Origin of the sequence: Hallella sp. (assembly GCF_037460745.1) — a bacterium.
GTDB lineage: Bacteria > Bacteroidota > Bacteroidia > Bacteroidales > Bacteroidaceae > Prevotella > Prevotella faecis.
Genome location: NZ_JAXVAE010000146.1, coordinates 1 through 17553 on the forward strand (window position 1 = coordinate 1; position 17553 = coordinate 17553).

General features: G+C 53.7%; 11 protein-coding genes. 6 read left to right on the forward strand and 5 right to left on the reverse strand.

The genetic code is table 11. The features are described from left to right. Positions 1-179: 179 nt before the first annotated feature. The 4 genes from WKK33_RS09920 (at position 180) to WKK33_RS09935 (ending at position 3899) form a co-directional block, all read left to right on the forward strand. Positions 180-440, forward strand: coding sequence for a hypothetical protein (locus tag WKK33_RS09920; RefSeq protein WP_337933657.1), 261 nt, complete (start codon positions 180-182; stop codon positions 438-440). A gap of 789 nt (positions 441-1229) precedes the next feature. After that, positions 1230-1832: a sigma-70 family RNA polymerase sigma factor gene (locus WKK33_RS09925; protein ID WP_337933658.1), complete on the forward strand. Its 603-nt coding sequence runs from the start codon at positions 1230-1232 to the stop codon at positions 1830-1832. Between the two features lie 432 nt (positions 1833-2264). Then, positions 2265-2885 (forward strand): hypothetical protein, encoded by a 621-nt coding sequence (locus tag WKK33_RS09930; protein ID WP_337933659.1) that lies wholly within the window; start codon positions 2265-2267, stop codon positions 2883-2885. A gap of 75 nt (positions 2886-2960) precedes the next feature. Then, positions 2961-3899, forward strand: coding sequence for a YitT family protein (locus WKK33_RS09935; protein WP_337637584.1), 939 nt, complete (start codon positions 2961-2963; stop codon positions 3897-3899). Positions 3900-4264: 365 nt separating this feature from the next. Here the strand turns inward: WKK33_RS09935 and WKK33_RS09940 are convergent, their stop codons facing one another. After that, on the reverse strand, positions 4265-5203 hold the full coding sequence (locus WKK33_RS09940) for a glycosyltransferase (protein ID WP_337933661.1): 939 nt from the start codon (positions 5201-5203) through the stop codon (positions 4265-4267). Positions 5204-5471: 268 nt separating this feature from the next. Between WKK33_RS09940 and WKK33_RS09945 the strand changes: the two genes are divergently transcribed. Next, positions 5472-6368, forward strand: a complete 897-nt coding sequence (locus tag WKK33_RS09945) for a hypothetical protein (RefSeq protein ID WP_215758862.1) — start codon at positions 5472-5474, stop codon at positions 6366-6368. A 197-nt stretch (positions 6369-6565) separates the two neighbouring features. On the opposite strand, the gene WKK33_RS09950 is transcribed toward WKK33_RS09945, so the two are convergent. Genes WKK33_RS09950 through WKK33_RS09965 form a run of 4 tightly spaced genes read right to left on the reverse strand, consistent with a single transcriptional unit; the run spans position 6566 to position 12898 of the window. Then, on the reverse strand, positions 6566-7441 hold the full coding sequence (locus tag WKK33_RS09950) for a carbohydrate kinase (protein ID WP_309438518.1): 876 nt from the start codon (positions 7439-7441) through the stop codon (positions 6566-6568). A gap of 47 nt (positions 7442-7488) precedes the next feature. Beyond that, positions 7489-8643, reverse strand: a complete 1155-nt coding sequence (locus WKK33_RS09955; RefSeq protein WP_337933665.1) for an MFS transporter — start codon at positions 8641-8643, stop codon at positions 7489-7491. 60 nt (positions 8644-8703) lie between these two features. Continuing rightward, the gene (locus tag WKK33_RS09960) at positions 8704-10593 is read right to left on the reverse strand and encodes a GH32 C-terminal domain-containing protein (RefSeq protein ID WP_337568986.1); all 1890 of its coding nucleotides are present in this window, start codon (positions 10591-10593) and stop codon (positions 8704-8706) included. A gap of 40 nt (positions 10594-10633) precedes the next feature. Further along, positions 10634-12898 carry a TonB-dependent receptor gene (locus WKK33_RS09965; protein ID WP_337933667.1) on the reverse strand — a complete coding sequence of 755 codons (2265 nt, stop codon included), beginning with the start codon at positions 12896-12898 and terminating at the stop codon, positions 10634-10636. Between the two features lie 443 nt (positions 12899-13341). Here WKK33_RS09965 and WKK33_RS09970 point away from each other — a divergent pair, with 443 nt between their 5' ends. Further along, positions 13342-16062 (forward strand): substrate-binding domain-containing protein, encoded by a 2721-nt coding sequence (locus WKK33_RS09970; RefSeq protein WP_337933663.1) that lies wholly within the window; start codon positions 13342-13344, stop codon positions 16060-16062. Positions 16063-17553 lie beyond the last annotated feature (1491 nt).

Genomic DNA, 17553 nt, shown 5'->3' on the forward strand with positions numbered 1-17553 from the left:
AACTTTTCTCACCTGAATATAAAATATCAGCATAAATTAAAAATAATGGTCAAAACATTTGGATTTTAACATAGAAAGCAGAGATTGGACTCGTTGGCACAAATAAAAGAGTTGAACAGGTCGGTTTTTGGATAGAGCAATTGTTGCTGTTTATTCAAAAAATTGGCAACCTTGCGGATATGTATGATTATAAGAAATATGGAACATCATTAGTTTTCGACACAAGTTCTTTTGATACTGGTATTGGAGAATTCATTTTTAGTATTTGCTATGATGTTATAAACAAAGATTATGTAATTTACATTACTGATGTAAATTGGGATTTTAAATATAATACAAGCAAATATTATAATTTAATGACTGAACGTAAAAAATCAATTAACAAAATAATAAATGAGGTTATTAACCAATATCTAAAACAAATTTTGATTTTAAAATAAAAACCCCGCATGCAAACCTCTGCGGTGTTTTTCATAGTTTTTACGGCTTGAGAATCACCGCAGAGTGTTGCACTTCTATTTGGAAATCGCGGTGAAACGAAGGATGGAGGGATGGGCGGCATGCGAATTATGGCAACAATCTATATTGAAATCTACAGCCTTGGTGGCGATGACGAAAGATTTTGGCCGAAATACGCCATTCTCAACACAACAACGTAACTTTCTGTTAACCAAAGCGTTATCGTAACGAGGATGATTTTTGCCGCCCACGCTTAACATTCCACGCTGCGATACATGCCTAACCAAGGGGCGACAGATGGTCTTTCGTGGTGCGAAACATGGCCTTTCGAAGGGCGGTTAGGTAGGTATCGCAACACGAAAGATGCCTAACGGTGAGCGCATGCCGTAAATTTGGCGTGGCGAAGGCTGAAAAACGATGGATTCGGCGGCTCATTCAACAAAAAACGCCGCACAACTTTTGCACCAAAATATCGGACAAGACACACTGCGCTACACACAGAGAAGCGCGGCGATGGGTTTCTCACCACACGTTTTTCACCCAGATTCAACGCACAAACGTGAACGCTCGGCTGAGACCAACAACGTCGGAGTGGCGGCAACGCAGCGCACTGGCTTTTGCGGCGTGCGCTATTTTTTTTCCGCAAATGTTTGGTAAAAAAGAAATAATTCCATAAATTTGCAAATGAAACCCCACAATAGTTCAACATTTATTAAAATACGATAGCCTATCGACACATCTTTACTTCATAACTAAACACTTACTAAGAAATGAAGAAACTTGCAGAAATGACCGACGAACAGTTGGCATTATGCTATGTGGATGGTAACAACGAGGCTTTCGATGAACTGTTGTCACGCAACCAATCGAAAATCTTCGCATATATCATGTTCGTCGTACGCGACGAGGACATGGCCAACGACATCTTCCAAGAGACGTACGTCAAAATCATCGTGAAGCTGCAACACGGCAAATATGCACCGACTGGAAAGTTCGGCGCATGGTGCATGCGCATTGCTCACAACGTCATCATGGACTGGTATCGCGACCAGCGCTCTGAGCGCATCGTGGAGCCGACCGAGGACAACGACCTGTCGAACCTCGGCCAAGAGAGCGTCATGGTGGCCAACATCGAAGACCACATGCTCAACGACCAGGTGCTATGCGACGTGCGCAAGATGATGAACCATCTGCCACCCAGCCAGCGCGAAGTGGTTTACATGCGCTATTACCAGCAGCTATCATTCAAGGAGATTGCCGACACCACCAATGTGAGCATCAACACCGCATTGGGACGCATGCGCTACGCCCTTATCAACATGCGACGCATGGCCCGCGACTACGATATGCAGCTCCAACTGAAGCTGGCGTAAAGGCCAAGTCACACAAGGCAAGACAAGCGCGGAAAGCCCATGAGGGCACAAAGCGCATACCACAAAAATATAAGAATCATCCACGATAAAGCCCCACCAGCGTCAAAAAAACTGGTAGGGCTCTTTTTTATCCCAAACACCAGTAGGATAAAAATATACTATTTATAGAGGAAAAATGCCGCCATCATGACCCAATGACGATGAACGACTGGAGCGCGCGAGCCAACGAACGCATTGCCTTCGGCAGCCCAAACCACCCACGTTTCACAGCCTATGCCCCCACCGGGTCGCCCCTTCAGCATGGCGCCACCAGAAAAATAATGGGGGCGAATGGCGAAATAGGAAGCGCTATTGCTTGTCGCATTTGGTTATTCTTATTATCTTTGCATACAGAAAACATGCCTACACAAAGCTTGTGCAACGACATAGAATATGAGATACTCACTTAATACCCAACACCCCATCAGCGAAACCATGAAGAAAACCCTCATCCTGGCCGTGGCCTCTGTGGCAGTGATGCTGCTCGGCAGCTGCGGCACAAAGCACCCCGTGGCCACCCTGCCCTCGTTCGACGAGTCGCGCCCCGTGGTCACCGAGCTGCCCACCGAGGTACCCACCTACCCCAACGCCAACAAGGAGTTTGCCAGCGTGAAAGACGCCGCCGACGTGGTGCTGGGCCGCACCGACCTCAAGGCCCTGGCCAGCAAGTATGGCTACAAGACGCTCGTGGGCTACGCCGTGTATCGCCTCGACAGCTACGACACCATGCTCTATAAGAATTGCCTGCCCGCCAAGAAGGTGGGACAGGGCGTCTACACCGACACGCCGAAGCCGCAGCACAAGGGCACGTCGAGCTACGTGGCCGTGACGAAAGACGTCACGATCGGTGTGTTCAACAACAAGGCATACGAAAACCTCGTGGAGCAAGTGAAGAACAGCGGGTTCCGACTGCTGGAGCAGGGCTACGAGGACCATTACACCAACGGCCTGGTAGACGCCTACTGCTACGCCTCGCGCCGCACGGTGCGCCTGAGCAAGGCCGAGAACCAATAACCGCCATATAAGCACGTAACAACACAACACGCCACTGCAACACCTTAGAACCATCATCTAAAGATACTACCGTTTATGGAATCAAGAAGAAATAAAGGTAAGTTGTTGCGCCAGCTGCGCGACTACGGTATCATTACCATCGCCATGTTGCTTGGCGTCATTGGCCTGAACCTGTTTCTGTTGCCCAACGAGATCACCACGGGCGGCATCATCGGTGTGGCCTCAATCGTCTATTGGGGCACGGGCATCCCTGTGCAAGACACCTTCTTCGCGCTCAACGCCGTGCTGCTCATCGTGGCGCTGAAGGTGCTGGGCTGGCGATTCTGCGCCAAGACCATCTATGGCGTGGTGGTGTTCACCGTGGCATCGGCGGTGCTGCAAAGCGTCATACCACCCGACCTCCATCTGCTGGCCGACCAGAAATTCATGGCGTGCATGGTGGGAGCCGTGTTCCTCGGATCCAGCGTGGGACTGGGACTGTCGGCCGGCGGATCGACCGGCGGATCGGACGTCATCGCCGCCATGGTCCACAAGTACCGTGACGTGTCGCTCGGCCACATCATCCTGTTCTGCGACCTCACGATCATCACCTCGTCCTACGTGGTGCTGCGCGATTGGGAGAAGGTTCTCTACGGCTACGTGCTGCTGTTCGTCATCTCGTTTGTGGTCGACCACCTCGTCAACTCGCTGCGCCGAAGCGTGCAGTTCTTCATCATATCCGATAAGTATGAGGAGATTGGCTTGGCCATCAACAAGATAGCCGACCGTGGTTGCTCCACGCTCAATGGCAACGGCTTCTTCACCAAGAAAGACATCAAGGTTATTTACTGCATCGCCAAGAAAAGCGAGTCGAGCTTCATCTTCGATCTCATCGACGAGATCGATCCCAACGCCTTCGTGGCGCAGTCGGCTGTCATCGGTGTGTACGGCCAGGGCTTCGATCGCGTGAAGGCGCACCGAAAGATCAACCTGAAGGAGCTACAAGAGAAAATGGCCGACGCACCACAACAATAGCCTCTTCAGCCTACAGCGCCCCACAACTAAGCATAATCCCAAATCGGTCATTAGACCGAAAAAGGCGAATGGTTAGGATCTTATGGATTCTTTTCAACTCTTGTCAGCGTTTCTTTCGGCATCTTGCTTCCAGTCGCGTTTCGCCATAGCCCGCTATGGCTTCACCGCGCCTGTCGCAACCTGCTCGAAACAAACGCTAACAAGAATTAAAATCTAATGACCGATTTGGGATAATGCAAAACGATTCAACCATTCAAGTCGGAATAGCTGAATCGTTTTTCTATTTATGATTTCAATGTCTCCTCCTCACATTGGGTTAGGCTTCGCCGAGCCTCGTGGCCAATGGCCCATGAGGGACGATGCCGTTAGTTGACCTCATGGATTGCTCTGCTTACCACTTGCAGGCAGCGCTTGGCTTGGCGATGGAGCAGGCACAGACGTCGCATGCCCAAGAGATGCAGCACGCATAGCTTCCACGTGTGACGATAAGGCAGGCTGGGCAGCACAATATCATGCTCGTCACCCGAGAGTTCGAAGGTCGTCAGCTGGATATTGAGCAGCGCGGCATAATAACGTGCGAAGTCTGCGTGACCCCGAAAGTCATAGTTGTGCAACATGCGCAGATGGCCTTGCAGCAGATCGCGCCACCCACGCGCATCGGCCTTGACGGTGATGCCCGATGGATTATAGGTATAGCGGTAAGTGCCGCGGCTCGTGGTGCGAAGCGTGTGGACCTTCGGCAACAGGCCGCCCATGGCATAAACGTCCTCAAACAGGCGACCCTTGGCCCATGGTGTGCCGTCGAACAGCGAACGACGGTAAATCTTGTTCCATGCGTAGGTATGCTCGTAGCCACGGCAACCCAACCAATAATCGCCAATATGGGTGTATTCGCGCTCAGGAAGTTTGATGATCTTCCGACCGCACGAGGTTTCTCTCACAAACGAATATTCGAGGATGTCGTACTCCGGATGGGCCTCGAGCATGGCCATCAGGGGCGCGTAGGTGTCGGGCAAGAGGTAGTCGTCGGAGTCGACAAACGTCACATAACGGCCCTTGGCGTAGTACAATCCCTCATTGCGAGCGTCGGACAGTCCGCCATTGGCCTTGTGGATGAGGGTCACATGGGGCCGGTTTTGGTAGCGGTTGGCCACAAGCACCGAGCGGTCGGTGGAGCCATCGTCAACCAGGATGACCTCCATGCCCTCCACATGCTGGCCCAACACGCTCTCCACACAGCGGGCAAGCGTGCGCTCCACATTATAAATGGGAATGACAACCGACAGCAAAATGTTCTCGTTCATGGGCATAAGGATGGATTATGGAGCAGCGATACACAGACTACGCCTGCGCTGTGGCACCAAGGTAGCGCATGCGGAGCGTTACAACTGCAAAATTAAGGGCGTTTGTTCGATTAGCCAAACGATTATTGGATAAATATGATGAAAAAACGCCATTTTTTCGTTACAAAATACGGATAAATCATAAAAAACGATAAATAAACGCGATAATAGTACCAATAGCGCGATTAATTCATATTTTTGCAACGTTAAACTACATAAGGCAACAATTATGAAAATGAAGAAAATGATTCTCGCGGGCCTCTTCGGCCTTGCCCTAACCGCAACTGTCAGCAGCTGCGGCAATGGTAAAACGGATGCTCTGCAATCACAGCTCGACTCCCTGAGTATGAGTGACAGCCTCCACCAGGAGGATATCCGCCAGATGGCTGAGTTTGTGAATGTCATGTCGGCTGGCCTCGACAGCATCTCCGCACAGGAGGGCATGTTGCAGCAGATGGGCAACAAGGAAGGCGGCGCCATCGACAAGAACAAGATGAAGAGCCAACTGCTCGACCTTGCACAGACCCTGAAGCGCCAGCGCGAGCGCATAGCACAGCTCGAGGCTTCGGTGAAGGACAACAAGTCGGCTTATGGCCAACGCATCAACAAGCTCATCGCCTATTACAAGGCCCAGCTCGATGAGAAGGACAAGAAGATCGCCGACCTGGAGGCGCAGCTCAACGAGAAGAACACCAACATCGCCAAGCTCACAGAGGATGTGAACAGCCTGACAAGCACCAACACACAGCTCAAGGGCACCGTGGAGACACAGACAAAGACCATGGAGGCACAGAAGACCACCATCGCCGAGCAAGACGCTTCGCTCCACACGGGATTCGTGGCCATTGGCAGTTCCAAGGACCTCAAGGCCAAGGGCATCATCAAGGGTGGATTCCTCGCCAAGAAGAAGGTGAACGTGGCTGACCTCAACACCAGCAACTTCACACGCGTGGACATCCGCAACTACAACAACATCCGTCTCAACTCCGACGATCCGAAGATCATGACGCAGATGCCGGGTGGATCGTATGAGCTCAAGGACAACGACGACGGCACCACCACACTGCGCATCAAGGACACGCAGTTGTTCTGGAGCGTCAGCAAGTACCTCGTAGTGAAACTCTAACACCGCTTAGGCGGCATCGACAGGCGGCGGCCGCAAGGCCAACCCCGCATACACAAGGAGGTGTGGCAAACCCTTCAACCCAGCGGTTGAACGGTTTGCCACACCTCCTTCGTCGTTAGGGCCCATCAACAAACATCCCCCCGCCCACTCATGGATAGATGAGGAGGCAGGAGGATGTTCAGAGACTATTATAAATACTACAAGTTGAAATATGCCTTCACATCGGGCATGGCGCCTGGCTGGGTGCAGACAAAGGCGCTCACTTCCACGGCGAGCTTATGGGCCTCGGCCACGCTTTTGCCCTCAAGAATTGAGGCGCAGAACGAACCGGTGAACGAGTCGCCGGCGCCAACGGTGTCGGCCACTTCCACCACGGGGGTCTTCTGGAACGAGACGCATCCCGGGGTGAACACATAACTGCCGTTCACACCACATGTGAGCACCAACATATCGAGGTCGTACTTGCCCAGGATGAGCCAGCACTTGTTCTCAATGTCGAGGCCAGGATAGCCAAACATGCGGCCAATGACGATGAGCTCCTCATCGTTGATCTTCATCACGTTGCAACGTTTCATCGACTCGCAGATCACCTCCTTCGTGTAGAACGTCTGACGGAGGTTGATGTCGAAGATCTTCATGCAATCCTTGGGCGTGGCGTCGAGGAACTTATAGATTGTCTGACGGCTCACCACATTGCGCTGCGCCAACGATCCCCAGCACACGGCACGCGTGTTCTCGGCGATAGCTTGCAACTCGGGGGTGAAGGGAATGTTGTCCCAAGCCACATTCTCCTTGATGTCGTAGGTGGGAACACCTTCGTCGTCGAGTTCCACTTGCACCGTTCCCGTGGGGTAAGGCACCCGAGGCATGCAATAATGCAGGCCTTTCTCCTCAAGTTGGGCGATGGTCTCATCGGCGAGCTTGTCCTCACCCAGCGCACTCACGGCAATGGCGTTCAGCCCAAACTGGCCGGCATGATAGGCGAAATTGGCTGGGGCGCCGCCCAGTTTTCTACCATCGGGAAGCACGTCCCACAGTGCTTCGCCCAGTCCCACTACATATTTATCTTTCATGACGTTATGATTTTTAGTTATATTAGTTGATGATGGATCATGCTTTCTTATTGCTTTACCTTATTGACATACGTGAACAGGTATGCCACACCGACTGCCATCACGGCAACAGCGCCCACCTGACCGACGGCGTCGCTGGCGAAACCCATGAGCAAGGGGAACACCGTGCCGCCAAACAGGCCCATGATCATCAGGCCGCTCACCTCATTCTTGCTTTCGGGCACCGACAGCAGGGCCTGCGAAAAGACGATGGAGAACACGTTGGAGTTGCCGTAACCCACAAGGGCGATGGCAGCGTAGAGCAACGTCTGGTTGGTTCCGACGAACATGCCCAACATGCTCAGAGCCATCATCGACACGCTGATGATGAAGAAGGTGCGGGGCTTCATGACACGAAGGAAGAACGAGCCCGTGAGGCATCCCACCGTACGGAAGATGAAATAGAGCGATGTGGCAAAGGCGGCGTCGTTGAGTGTCCAGCCCAAACGCTCCATCAGAATCTTCGGAGCCGTGGTGTTGGTGCCTACGTCGACACCCACGTGGCACATGATGCCAATGAACGAAAGCAGCACGATGGGCTTGCCAAGCAACTTAACACTGTCGGCGAGCGACGAAGCTTTGCCCGTTTCCTCGTCCTCGGGAATCGACGTCACAGACAGGAAGGCGGCGGCAGCCATGCCAATGATCATATAGAGGGGGAAGAGCACACGCCAACCGTAGCCGAAGCTGGGCAGGGCACCCATGGCTCCCCACATGGCAATGTAGGGCGCGAGGAACGAGGCGATGGCCTTCACAAACTGGCCGAAGGTGAGCGTAGCTGCCAGGTTGCCCTTGATCACCACCGACACCAGCGGATTGAGCGACGTTTGCATGAGGGTGTTGCCAATGCCCAGCAACGAGAATGTCACGAGCATCAGGCCAAACGACTCACCGAAGAGCGGAAGGGCCAGCGACACGATGGTCACCAGGAGCGACAGCAGCACGGTGCGTTTCTTGCCGATCTTGTTCATCAACATGCCCGTGGGCACGCTGAAAAGCAAGAACCAGAAAAACACAAGCGAGGGAAACATGTTGGCCGTGGTGTCGTTGAGATCCAGGTCGGCCTTCACATAGTTGGAGGCAATGCCTACCATGTCTACAAATCCCATGGCGAAGAAGCAGAGCATCACCGGGACAAGGGTAAGTTTTATAGCTTTCATTATCTATGTTTCTTTATTGATTTACATTCTGTTATCACACCTATCAAGCTGCGGTAAGCGCCCTCAGAGGGCCAACTTGTGCACCTTGACGTTCTTAAACTCGGCCTTGCCGCCCTCGGTGTACAGCTTCAGGTTCTCGTAAGGAGCCACAGGGAACACCAGGTTGGTCATGGCGATGCGGCCTCCATCAACAAACAACTCCACCGACGACTTGTCCACAAAGATGTCCACATGATACGTCTTTCCATCGCAGAGGCTCAGCGGGCCCCATGTGGCAAGGGCGAAATCGTTCTTGTAGTTGATGGCGTTCTCTATGCGTGCGGGCTGTTTGCCCTCGGCGGCGCGCTGCTTGTCCCATGCCTGCTCAATGTCGTGGGGCACCGACTGCTTGCCAAAGTCGGTCAGTCCACTCTCGGTGCGGTCCATCACCACCTTGCCCTTCTTCATGTCGAAATAGATAAGGGTGCGCTCGTTCTTGTTGTTGGAGATTTCGATGCCTGCTATGCCGTTGGCGTCGGGTGTGATGTCGGCCTCCACTTCGAAGGCTCCCTCCATGCCTGCGGCCGCACCGTTGAGCGCCTTCTGGCCGTCGATGGTGGCGTCGGCCATGTCGTGCGTTGCCTTGCGCAGCGCCTTCACCTCGGGCGCCACATCCTCCGACACATAGTATTTTCCGTCTTTCTCATAGAGCTTCAGTTCGCGCGGCAACCCGTTGGCGCCACGGTTCTGCTTAAACGGCGTGATGTTGGCATACTCCCAGTTGCTCATCCAAGTGATGGCCAGCACACGGTCGGCGGTGTTGGAGAAGGTCACTGTGGCATAATGGTCCTTGCCATAATCGAGCCACTTCACCTCATTGGCGTCGGGACAGGTAAACTGCTTGCCGTCGAAATCGCCCACGAAATACTCGGTGGCGCTACCTCCGAAGATGCAGCCTGGGTTGATGTTCATCGTCATGACCCACTTCATATTTTTCTTGTTGCCGTTGACGGGCAGTTGGAAGAAGTCGGGGCACTCATACTGGCAGGGCTGCTGGCCCATGCCTTTGCCAAAGGCACTGACGTAGGTCCACTGCTTGAGGTTCTTCGAGCGGTAGAAGCGCGTCTCCTTGTCGGCCGACACGATCATGTACCAACTCTTGTTCTTCTCATACCAGAACACCTTCGGGTCGCGGAAATCCTTCAGTCCGTCGAACGGGGTGAGCACGGGGTTGCCCTCATACTTGGTGAATGTGCGGCCGTTGTCGTTGCTGTAGGCCACGCATTGCACCTCGTCGTGGTTCACGCTGTTGTTGGTATAGATGGCGATGATGGCGTCCTTGCCAAATCCTGCCGTGTTGCGCTTGTCGACCACCGAGCTACCCGAGAAGATATGTCCCATGGTATCGCGTGCGATGGCTGGCTCCAGGTTCTCCCAGTGCAGCAGGTCCTTGCTCACGGCATGTCCCCAGTGCATGTTTCCCCACTTCGATCCGTAGGGGTTATACTGGAAGTAAAGATGATACTCGCCGTCCTTGTAGACCATGCCGTTGGGGTCGTTCATCCATCCGTAGAGCGGTGTGAAGTGGTACGACGGACGGTAATAGTCGGTGTTGGCGGTATCAAAGGTGTCGCTGAGTTTCATCAGACTGGTGGCGATCGATCCTTCCTTCAGGCCCAGGAACTTCACCGTGGCCTTGTCGGCCTTGCCCAAGGCGAAGGGCACATAGTAGTCGACGCCGTTCTGTGCGAGGCGCACATCCATCCAGGTGTCGGCATTCGAGCCGGTGGAGAGCATCACCTGGGCCTCATCTTTCTCCTCCTGCACGGGCAGCAAGAGGTAGCGAGTGGGATGCGATACGCTAACGATGGTGGTGTCGCCACGGTGCGATATGTTCATGTTCTGTGCTGTTGCGGGCAGAGAGGTTGCTGCGACCAGGCCGACGGCCATGGTCATGATGGTATTCTTTTTCATGGTTTTTGATTGTGTTATGAGTAATAAGGTTGATGGATTCTTAGAACTTGAGCGAAGCGTTGACCTCGATGGTGAACGGGCGCAGGTAGCTTCCGGTCATAATCTGGTTCTTGATGTCCTTGGCCTCGTCCTTGGTGATGAGCTCGGCTCCTGCTATGCTGCCCTTGGCGCCCGTCTGGTTGAGGAAGTTGACCACGGTACAGCCCAGCGAGAGGCGCTTGTTGACCTGCCAGTTGACACCGCCAAAGGTCTCCCAGTGGCCATTGAAATAGTAGGCCTCATTGATGTTGGCGTAGGTCTTGCTGAAGTAGCGGAAGCTGGTCCAGAGCTTGATGTCCTTGGTGATCATGTAGCTGGGGTCGAGCTCAATGAGTATCTCGGGAATCTCGGCCACGGTGTTTCCGGTGGCGTTGATGGTGCCCGTGTAGCCGTCGTTGAAGGTAACCGAGGTCTCAAACTTCTTGTAAGTGGGCTTCTGGTAGGTGAAGAGGCAGTGGAAGTCGAATCCCTTGAACGGGTGCATCACGGCGTCGGTGGTCCATCCCCAGGTCTGAATGTCGTAAGAGAGCGGCGCGGCCTTGATTTCGCTGCCATGCTGGAGGTTGAGCGTTGAGTTGTTGTTGGTCTTCGAGATGTAAGAGAACATCGATGTGAGGCTCAGCCATGCGTTGTTGTAGTAGATGCCCACGCGGCCCAGCGGCACTGAGATCTTGTCGGTGTTGGGCATGGTGGCGGGTGCGAACGCCTCAAACTTAGGATGCTGCACGATATAGGTGAAGTCGCCGGTGAAGCCGAAATTGTCGGTCAACTTATAAGTGGCGGCCAACGAAAGGTCGTAGTTCAACCAGTCGTAGCTGAGGTTCACGGGTGAGATCACGGTTCCGTCGGCAGCCGTAGCGCCCAGGTAATAGTCGGGGAAGCGACCCACATAGTTACCGGCGGCGTTCTTCACGGCGGCGTTCTCGCCGTTGAGGCTCTGCCATTCGAGGCGTGCGCCATAATAGAGGTTGAACTTCGGTGTCACGTCCCAGTCGTGGGTGAGATAGAGGGCGAGCTTGTTCTCGTGGCCCTTGTAATACTCCGAGGCGTTCTTGTTGAAGTCGTAGAAGTAGCTGTCGCGCTTGTTGGCGTCCCAGAGGCGCACGGCATAGCTGCCATCGGCGGGCACACTCTGGTCGTACATGGTGGTGTTGGAACAGTAGTCGATGTTGTAGAACCACTCGTTGAGGCCGAGACGGAGCGTCGAGTTGCGCCATTGCTTACTGAGCTCTGAGGTGAAAAGGAACTCGTCGATGGTGCCGGCGTTCAGGCACGACATGCGGGTCTGAACGTATTGGCCCTCATAGGCTTTCTGTTTTCCGTCGATATCGGTAAACTGGTAGTTGTAGGCCGCTTGGCTTTCTTGGCTCTTCAGGTCGATGATGGCCATCGGCGTTTGGTAAACCATGGCGCCACGGCTGTGGTCGTAACGGGCCACCACCTTCCACTCCAATCCGTTGTCGAAGCGGTACTTGTTCATCAGCGAGAGCTCGCTCGAGCGGTTCAGGCAGGCGTCGTAGAGCGTGGTCTGCTCAAGTTGGCCCGTGCGCATGTTGCGATAGGTCATGGTGTTCTCGGTGGGCAGGTACGATGTGGTGCCGAGCTTAAACTTTCCATACTCCTTCACGCTGCCATCGCCCACATAGATGAAGGGCGCGCTCTGCGTGGCGTAGTTGTAAACGTTGTGGCTGTTGCTGTATTTGTAGCCCACGGTAAACTCGCCCGCGTTGTTGTCGTAGCGCTTGGTGACGAGCGCCTTGTAGATCTGGGTGCGGTCCTGGTAGGGTGTCGACTTGATCTTGAAGGTTCCCGGGTCGAAGTCTTGGTACATGTTCACGCTGTAGAACCAGTTCTTTCCCATGTCGCCATTGAGGTTGAGCGACATCTCTTGCAGGCCGAAGTGGTTGCTCTTGTAGTTGAGCGTTCCATTGAAGCCTTTCTCTCCGAGCTGTGTGAACGAGTTGACGGCGTAGCCGATGTTGCCGGTGGTGATGGCCGTTTCGGCAATTTTCAGCAGTCCCTGATGGCTGAGGCTGGCGTCGCCTCTCCACATGGTGTTCACCGTATGGGGGTTGGTGGCGTAGGTAACGGGCAGACCGTTCTCCAATACGTTGACGTCGGCAGAGGGCAAGCCAATCTGAATCTCGCGCGGGCCATTGGCGCTGGCTGCGTTGAGCATCACGTTACGGTTTCCTTCTTCCTTAGAATGCGACGAAGCGTGCTCTTCTTGTGCGGCGGCGTTCATGCATACCATAAGAAGCATCATGCTGCCCATTGTTGTTACTATCGATTTCATGCTATTGATTGTTTAGGGTTGTTGTAATTGAAGTCTGTCGCAAAATTATGTAGGAATATGACTATCTGCAAGAACAAAATGTTCGTAAGCCCAAACGATTCGTTCATGGTAACAATTGTTGCAGACAACGAACGATCTGTTGCATTCATGGGGCGTTGCTTGGGTTGGATAGCCTCATGATCAGCGTTGGAACGGCAAGAAAACGACCATGGAATGTGGCAAAATACGGCAACGAGGCTTTTTTTCGAATAAAAATCCTTGTTTTTGTTCCTAACAGCCCATATTTGCACTATCTTTGCAAACGATTGCGAGGCGCTCGGCCATAAGAGAGCAAGCTCTCATGGCGCTCACTGGCACGATCCCTAAATACGATAGGCGGCGCCGATGACATTATTTTACCCTAAACCGCGTTCATGAAACCGTTTAAATCCCTACTCTGCCTGATAGCCACCCTGGGCGTACTGGCTTTCGCTTCGTGCGGAAAGCGACATCCTAAGTATGTTATTGGCGTGTCGCAATGCAGCGAAGACGTGTGGCGCGACAAGCTCAACAACGAGTTGCGCATAGCGACTTTCTCTGCGAACGACGTCGACCTGCGTATCTCGTCGGCCGACGACGACGTGGCATTGCAAACCCAACAGATCGACAAGTTTGTGGAAATGGGCGTCGACCTGCTGATTGTGGCACCCGGACAGATGAAGGTGTCGGGGGCCATTGAACGCGCCTACGACAAGGGCATACCCGTCATCGTGTTCGACCGGCGCACCCATTCCAACAAATACACGGCTTTCATTGGCGCCGACAACGAAGAGATGGGGCGCAACATGGCACGCTACCTCTCAAGCCAAGTGAAGGGGAACGGCCGCGTCCTGGAGATATGCGGCCTCTACACCTCGTCGCCCTCCATAGCACGCCGCCGCGGTTTCGACATGGAGGCGGCACAACACAACAACCTGCAGATTGTGGAACACATAGAGTGCGACTGGACTGAGCAGCAGGCTTACCGACAGATGGACTCGCTATTGTCGGCTCCTCACGCCGCCTTCAATTACGTCTTCGCCCACAACGACCGCATGGCCGTGGGAGCCAAGAATGCTGCACGCAAGCACGGGCTCGACCTCAACGCCATACATTTCATAGGTATCGACGCCATGGCACATAAGGGCGGCGGCATGCCAATGGTGAGAGACGGTGAGCTGATGGCCTCCTACATCTACCCAACACGAGGCGACAAGGTGATGAAACTGGCCATGGACATCCTGGAGAAGCGACCCTACAAGCGCGAGAACCTGCTGTCATCTGCCTTGGTGACGGTCGAGAACGTCAACGTGCTGCTCAACCAGGAGGAGGAACTCGAGCGACAGACCGACAATCTCTTGTCCCTGCGACGTCGCGTGGAGACCACCACCAACGCCTTCGACACGCAGCGCAGCTACCTCTTCATGCTGCTCTTCCTCGTGACCCTGCTTCTTGCGGCATGCGCATTGGCCATCAAGGCTTACATGGGCAAGAAGCGATACAACGCCCAACTCAAGGAGAGCATGGTAAAGCAGCGCAAACTCACCGACGACATGGAGCGCATGACACAGACGCAACTGCGCTTTTTCACCAACATCTCACACGAGTTGCGAACACCACTGACACTCATCGCAGGCCCCGCCGACCAGTTGGCCGAGAACCCGACCATCGTGGGAGAGCCACGCAGACTGGTGGAGATGATTCGGCGCAACGTGGGAATCCTCACACAAATGGTGAGCGAAATACTGGAGTTTAGAAAGATTCAGAACGAGAAAGCCAAGCTCACGCTCAACCATTTCGACCTGGCCCACGAACTGCGCCTGTGGAGCGACGACTTCAAGGCGGTGGCCGAGCGACGCGGCATCAGGCTGAGTGTGGAAGCGCCGACCGACGCTTGCTGGGTGATCGCCGACCGGGAGAAGGTGGCGCACATCTTTTTCAACCTCATGACCAATGCCCTGAAGTACACGCCGCCCAAGGGAAATGTCACCACACGCCTCTGCCACGACAACGATAGCTACACCATTTCCGTAGCCGACACAGGAAAAGGTCTGAGCGATAACGACCGACAGCACATCTTCGAGCGCTTCTACCAAGCGGCAGACGCCGTGGGAGGAACGGGCATCGGACTGGCCATCGTCAAGGCTTACGTAGACCTGCACCACGGACAGGTGGGCGTGGAAAGCCAGCAGGGCAAGGGAAGCACCTTCAACTTCACCATACCCGACTCGCAACCGGGCTACGACGCCTCCCAGGACAAGCAGGCGCAGGTGAAAGCCGACACACTACTGGCCGACGACTACTCGGTGAGCGACGTGGCGGCAGAGCACAACCGCGCCCTTGTGACGGGAACGGAGGACTACGACAACGACCGTCCACTGCTGCTCATCATCGATGACAATGTGAGCATGCGCGCTTACCTGCGATCGATCCTCGCACCCCACTACAACGTGATGGAGGCGCAGAACGGCGAGGAGGGACTGGCCGTGGCGCGCAAGAATGTGCCTCAACTCGTGGTGTGCGACGTCATGATGCCTGTCATGGACGGACTGGAGTTTTGCCGACTGCTGAAGGGCGACTTGTCGACCAGCCACATCCCCGTGGTGCTGCTCACGGCACGCACACTCGAGAAACAGCGCGCCGAGGGTTACGCCACGGGCGCCGACTCGTATATCACCAAGCCGTTCGCCGCCGAAACGCTACTGGCGCGTGTGGCCAACCTGCTGAAGAGCAGGGTGCAACTGCGCCGTATGTTCACGGGAACCACCACCGAGCAGGAGGAGCAAGAGGCGCTCAGCGCAAAGGACCAGACATTTGTGGAACAATTGCGCAAAACCATCAAGAGCCACATTCCCGACGCCAACTACTCGGTGGAAGACCTGGGCGAGGAGATGGGACTGAGCCGCGTGCAGCTCTATCGCAAGGTGAAGGCGCTCACGGGCTACACGGTGGTCGACCTGCTGCGCAAAGCCCGTCTGGCCCGCGCCAAGCGACTGCTCGAAACCACCGACAAGAACATTTCGGAAGTGGCCTATGAGGTGGGATTCTCCACACCGTCCTATTTTGCCAAGCGCTTCAAGGAGGAGTATGGCGTGAAGCCGGGCGAGTTGCAGTAGGCGCATCTGCCCGAGGCAAGCAGCCTATAGGCGGTAACGCCACATGTGAAGATTTTTGGGTAAAAAGTTGTGCGGCGTTTTTGCGCGAAATAGCGAGCGAAAACGCCGTTTTCATGCATTTTTGCGATCAAACAGGAGGCTCCTATTTGCCGTTAGGCATCTTTCGAGTTGCAATACATGCCTAACCGTGTCTCGAAAGACCATGTTTCGTGCCTCGAAAGGTAAGGGATCGTCATGCGAAAGGCCATGTTTCGCAAGGCAAAATGCGAAATGTGGAGGGCGGAATGTGGAGCTCAGAACACAACTTGCTGAAAATCAACCGATTGGATAAAATCGCTAAGAATGGCGCATTTAGGCCAAATAGTTCCGTCGTGGAAAAGAAATGTGTAGATTGATGTATAGATTGTTGCGAAGATTTACGCATAAACGCCATTCTTCGTTGGCCTTCCTTTCCTTGGGGCATCTTAGGTTTCGCATTAGCGCCCATCGGTTGCCAAGTGGCAACACATAGGCCATCGCAAGGTGTGAAAAGTAATGCCGTTGGATTCCTAAAACTCTCCGATTTCAAAAGTTTATGGTATCAGATTCCTAAAACTTTCGATTTTCCGAAGTTTATGGTATTGGATTCCTAAAACTTTCCATTTTCTGAAGTTTACGGTATCGGGTTCCTTGAACTTGGCGTTGGAGTTGAAACAAAAAGATTGAAGGCCACCAGGGACTCGCTTGCCCGAGGTGACCTTTTTGAAAAGAGAGTAATTGAAAAAGTTGTCTCTCCGAAGGATGGGGGTGATCCTGTAGGAATGATATGTCCTTCATTGAAACACGGACACTCCGCGAAGTGTTCTCTTGCGTGATAGGGGATCCTTTCTTCTCGCAGAAATGTCCTTATGGGTTAGGCGGCCATTACTCTCTCACAGGGTGGCCACCCTCTCATCTTTTGTTTGGCCGCACCCTATCGCAGGGTCGCAGCCTCTCTCTTACACAAATTTCTATTTATATGGGTGCATCCTAATGCATGCGTCGCGGCTGGTGGGAAAAGGAACTGGCGGCCGTTCCGCCAGTTCCCGAGGTCGTCGCTCGACCTCTTATCCTCCCACTAACCATGGGGTCAATCCTTGCGGGTGTTGACCCCGGTCGCTCCCACAACCTAAGTTGAGGAGCGTTTTGGTTGTCGTCTGCGTCGCGATCGCAGCGTTGTCGTCGTCAATCTGTTGTCGTCTGATTCGTCAATCCGTCGTCTGTCGATTCGTCAATCGTCCTCCTTTGTTATTCCATTCTGTTGTCGTCTGATTCGTCAATCCATCGTCTGTCGATTCGTCAATCGTCGTCTGTTAATGCGTCGTCTTATTCTCGTCGTCTTAGGGGATGGGGTGTCAATGGTTCACACTGCGATTCGCGACGGGCCCATTGCGTATTGTTGGGCCTTAATCTCAGTTGCAAATTAGTACTGATGCGATAAAATCGCATAGTTATTAAAATTCATCAAATAAA

Bases quoted from the DNA above. Each gene is read 5' to 3' on its own strand.
- WKK33_RS09920 (WP_337933657.1), top strand. From the start codon at position 180: ATGTATGATTATAAGAAATATGGAACATCATTAGTTTTCGACACAAGT.
- WKK33_RS09925 (WP_337933658.1), top strand. From the start codon at position 1,230: ATGAAGAAACTTGCAGAAATGACCGACGAACAGTTGGCATTATGCTAT.
- WKK33_RS09930 (WP_337933659.1), top strand. From the start codon at position 2,265: ATGAGATACTCACTTAATACCCAACACCCCATCAGCGAAACCATGAAG.
- WKK33_RS09935 (WP_337637584.1), top strand. From the start codon at position 2,961: ATGGAATCAAGAAGAAATAAAGGTAAGTTGTTGCGCCAGCTGCGCGAC.
- WKK33_RS09940 (WP_337933661.1), bottom strand. From the start codon at position 5,203: ATGAACGAGAACATTTTGCTGTCGGTTGTCATTCCCATTTATAATGTG.
- WKK33_RS09945 (WP_215758862.1), top strand. From the start codon at position 5,472: ATGAAAATGAAGAAAATGATTCTCGCGGGCCTCTTCGGCCTTGCCCTA.
- WKK33_RS09950 (WP_309438518.1), bottom strand. From the start codon at position 7,441: ATGAAAGATAAATATGTAGTGGGACTGGGCGAAGCACTGTGGGACGTG.
- WKK33_RS09960 (WP_337568986.1), bottom strand. From the start codon at position 10,593: ATGAAAAAGAATACCATCATGACCATGGCCGTCGGCCTGGTCGCAGCA.
- WKK33_RS09965 (WP_337933667.1), bottom strand. From the start codon at position 12,898: ATGATGCTTCTTATGGTATGCATGAACGCCGCCGCACAAGAAGAGCAC.
- WKK33_RS09970 (WP_337933663.1), top strand. From the start codon at position 13,342: ATGAAACCGTTTAAATCCCTACTCTGCCTGATAGCCACCCTGGGCGTA.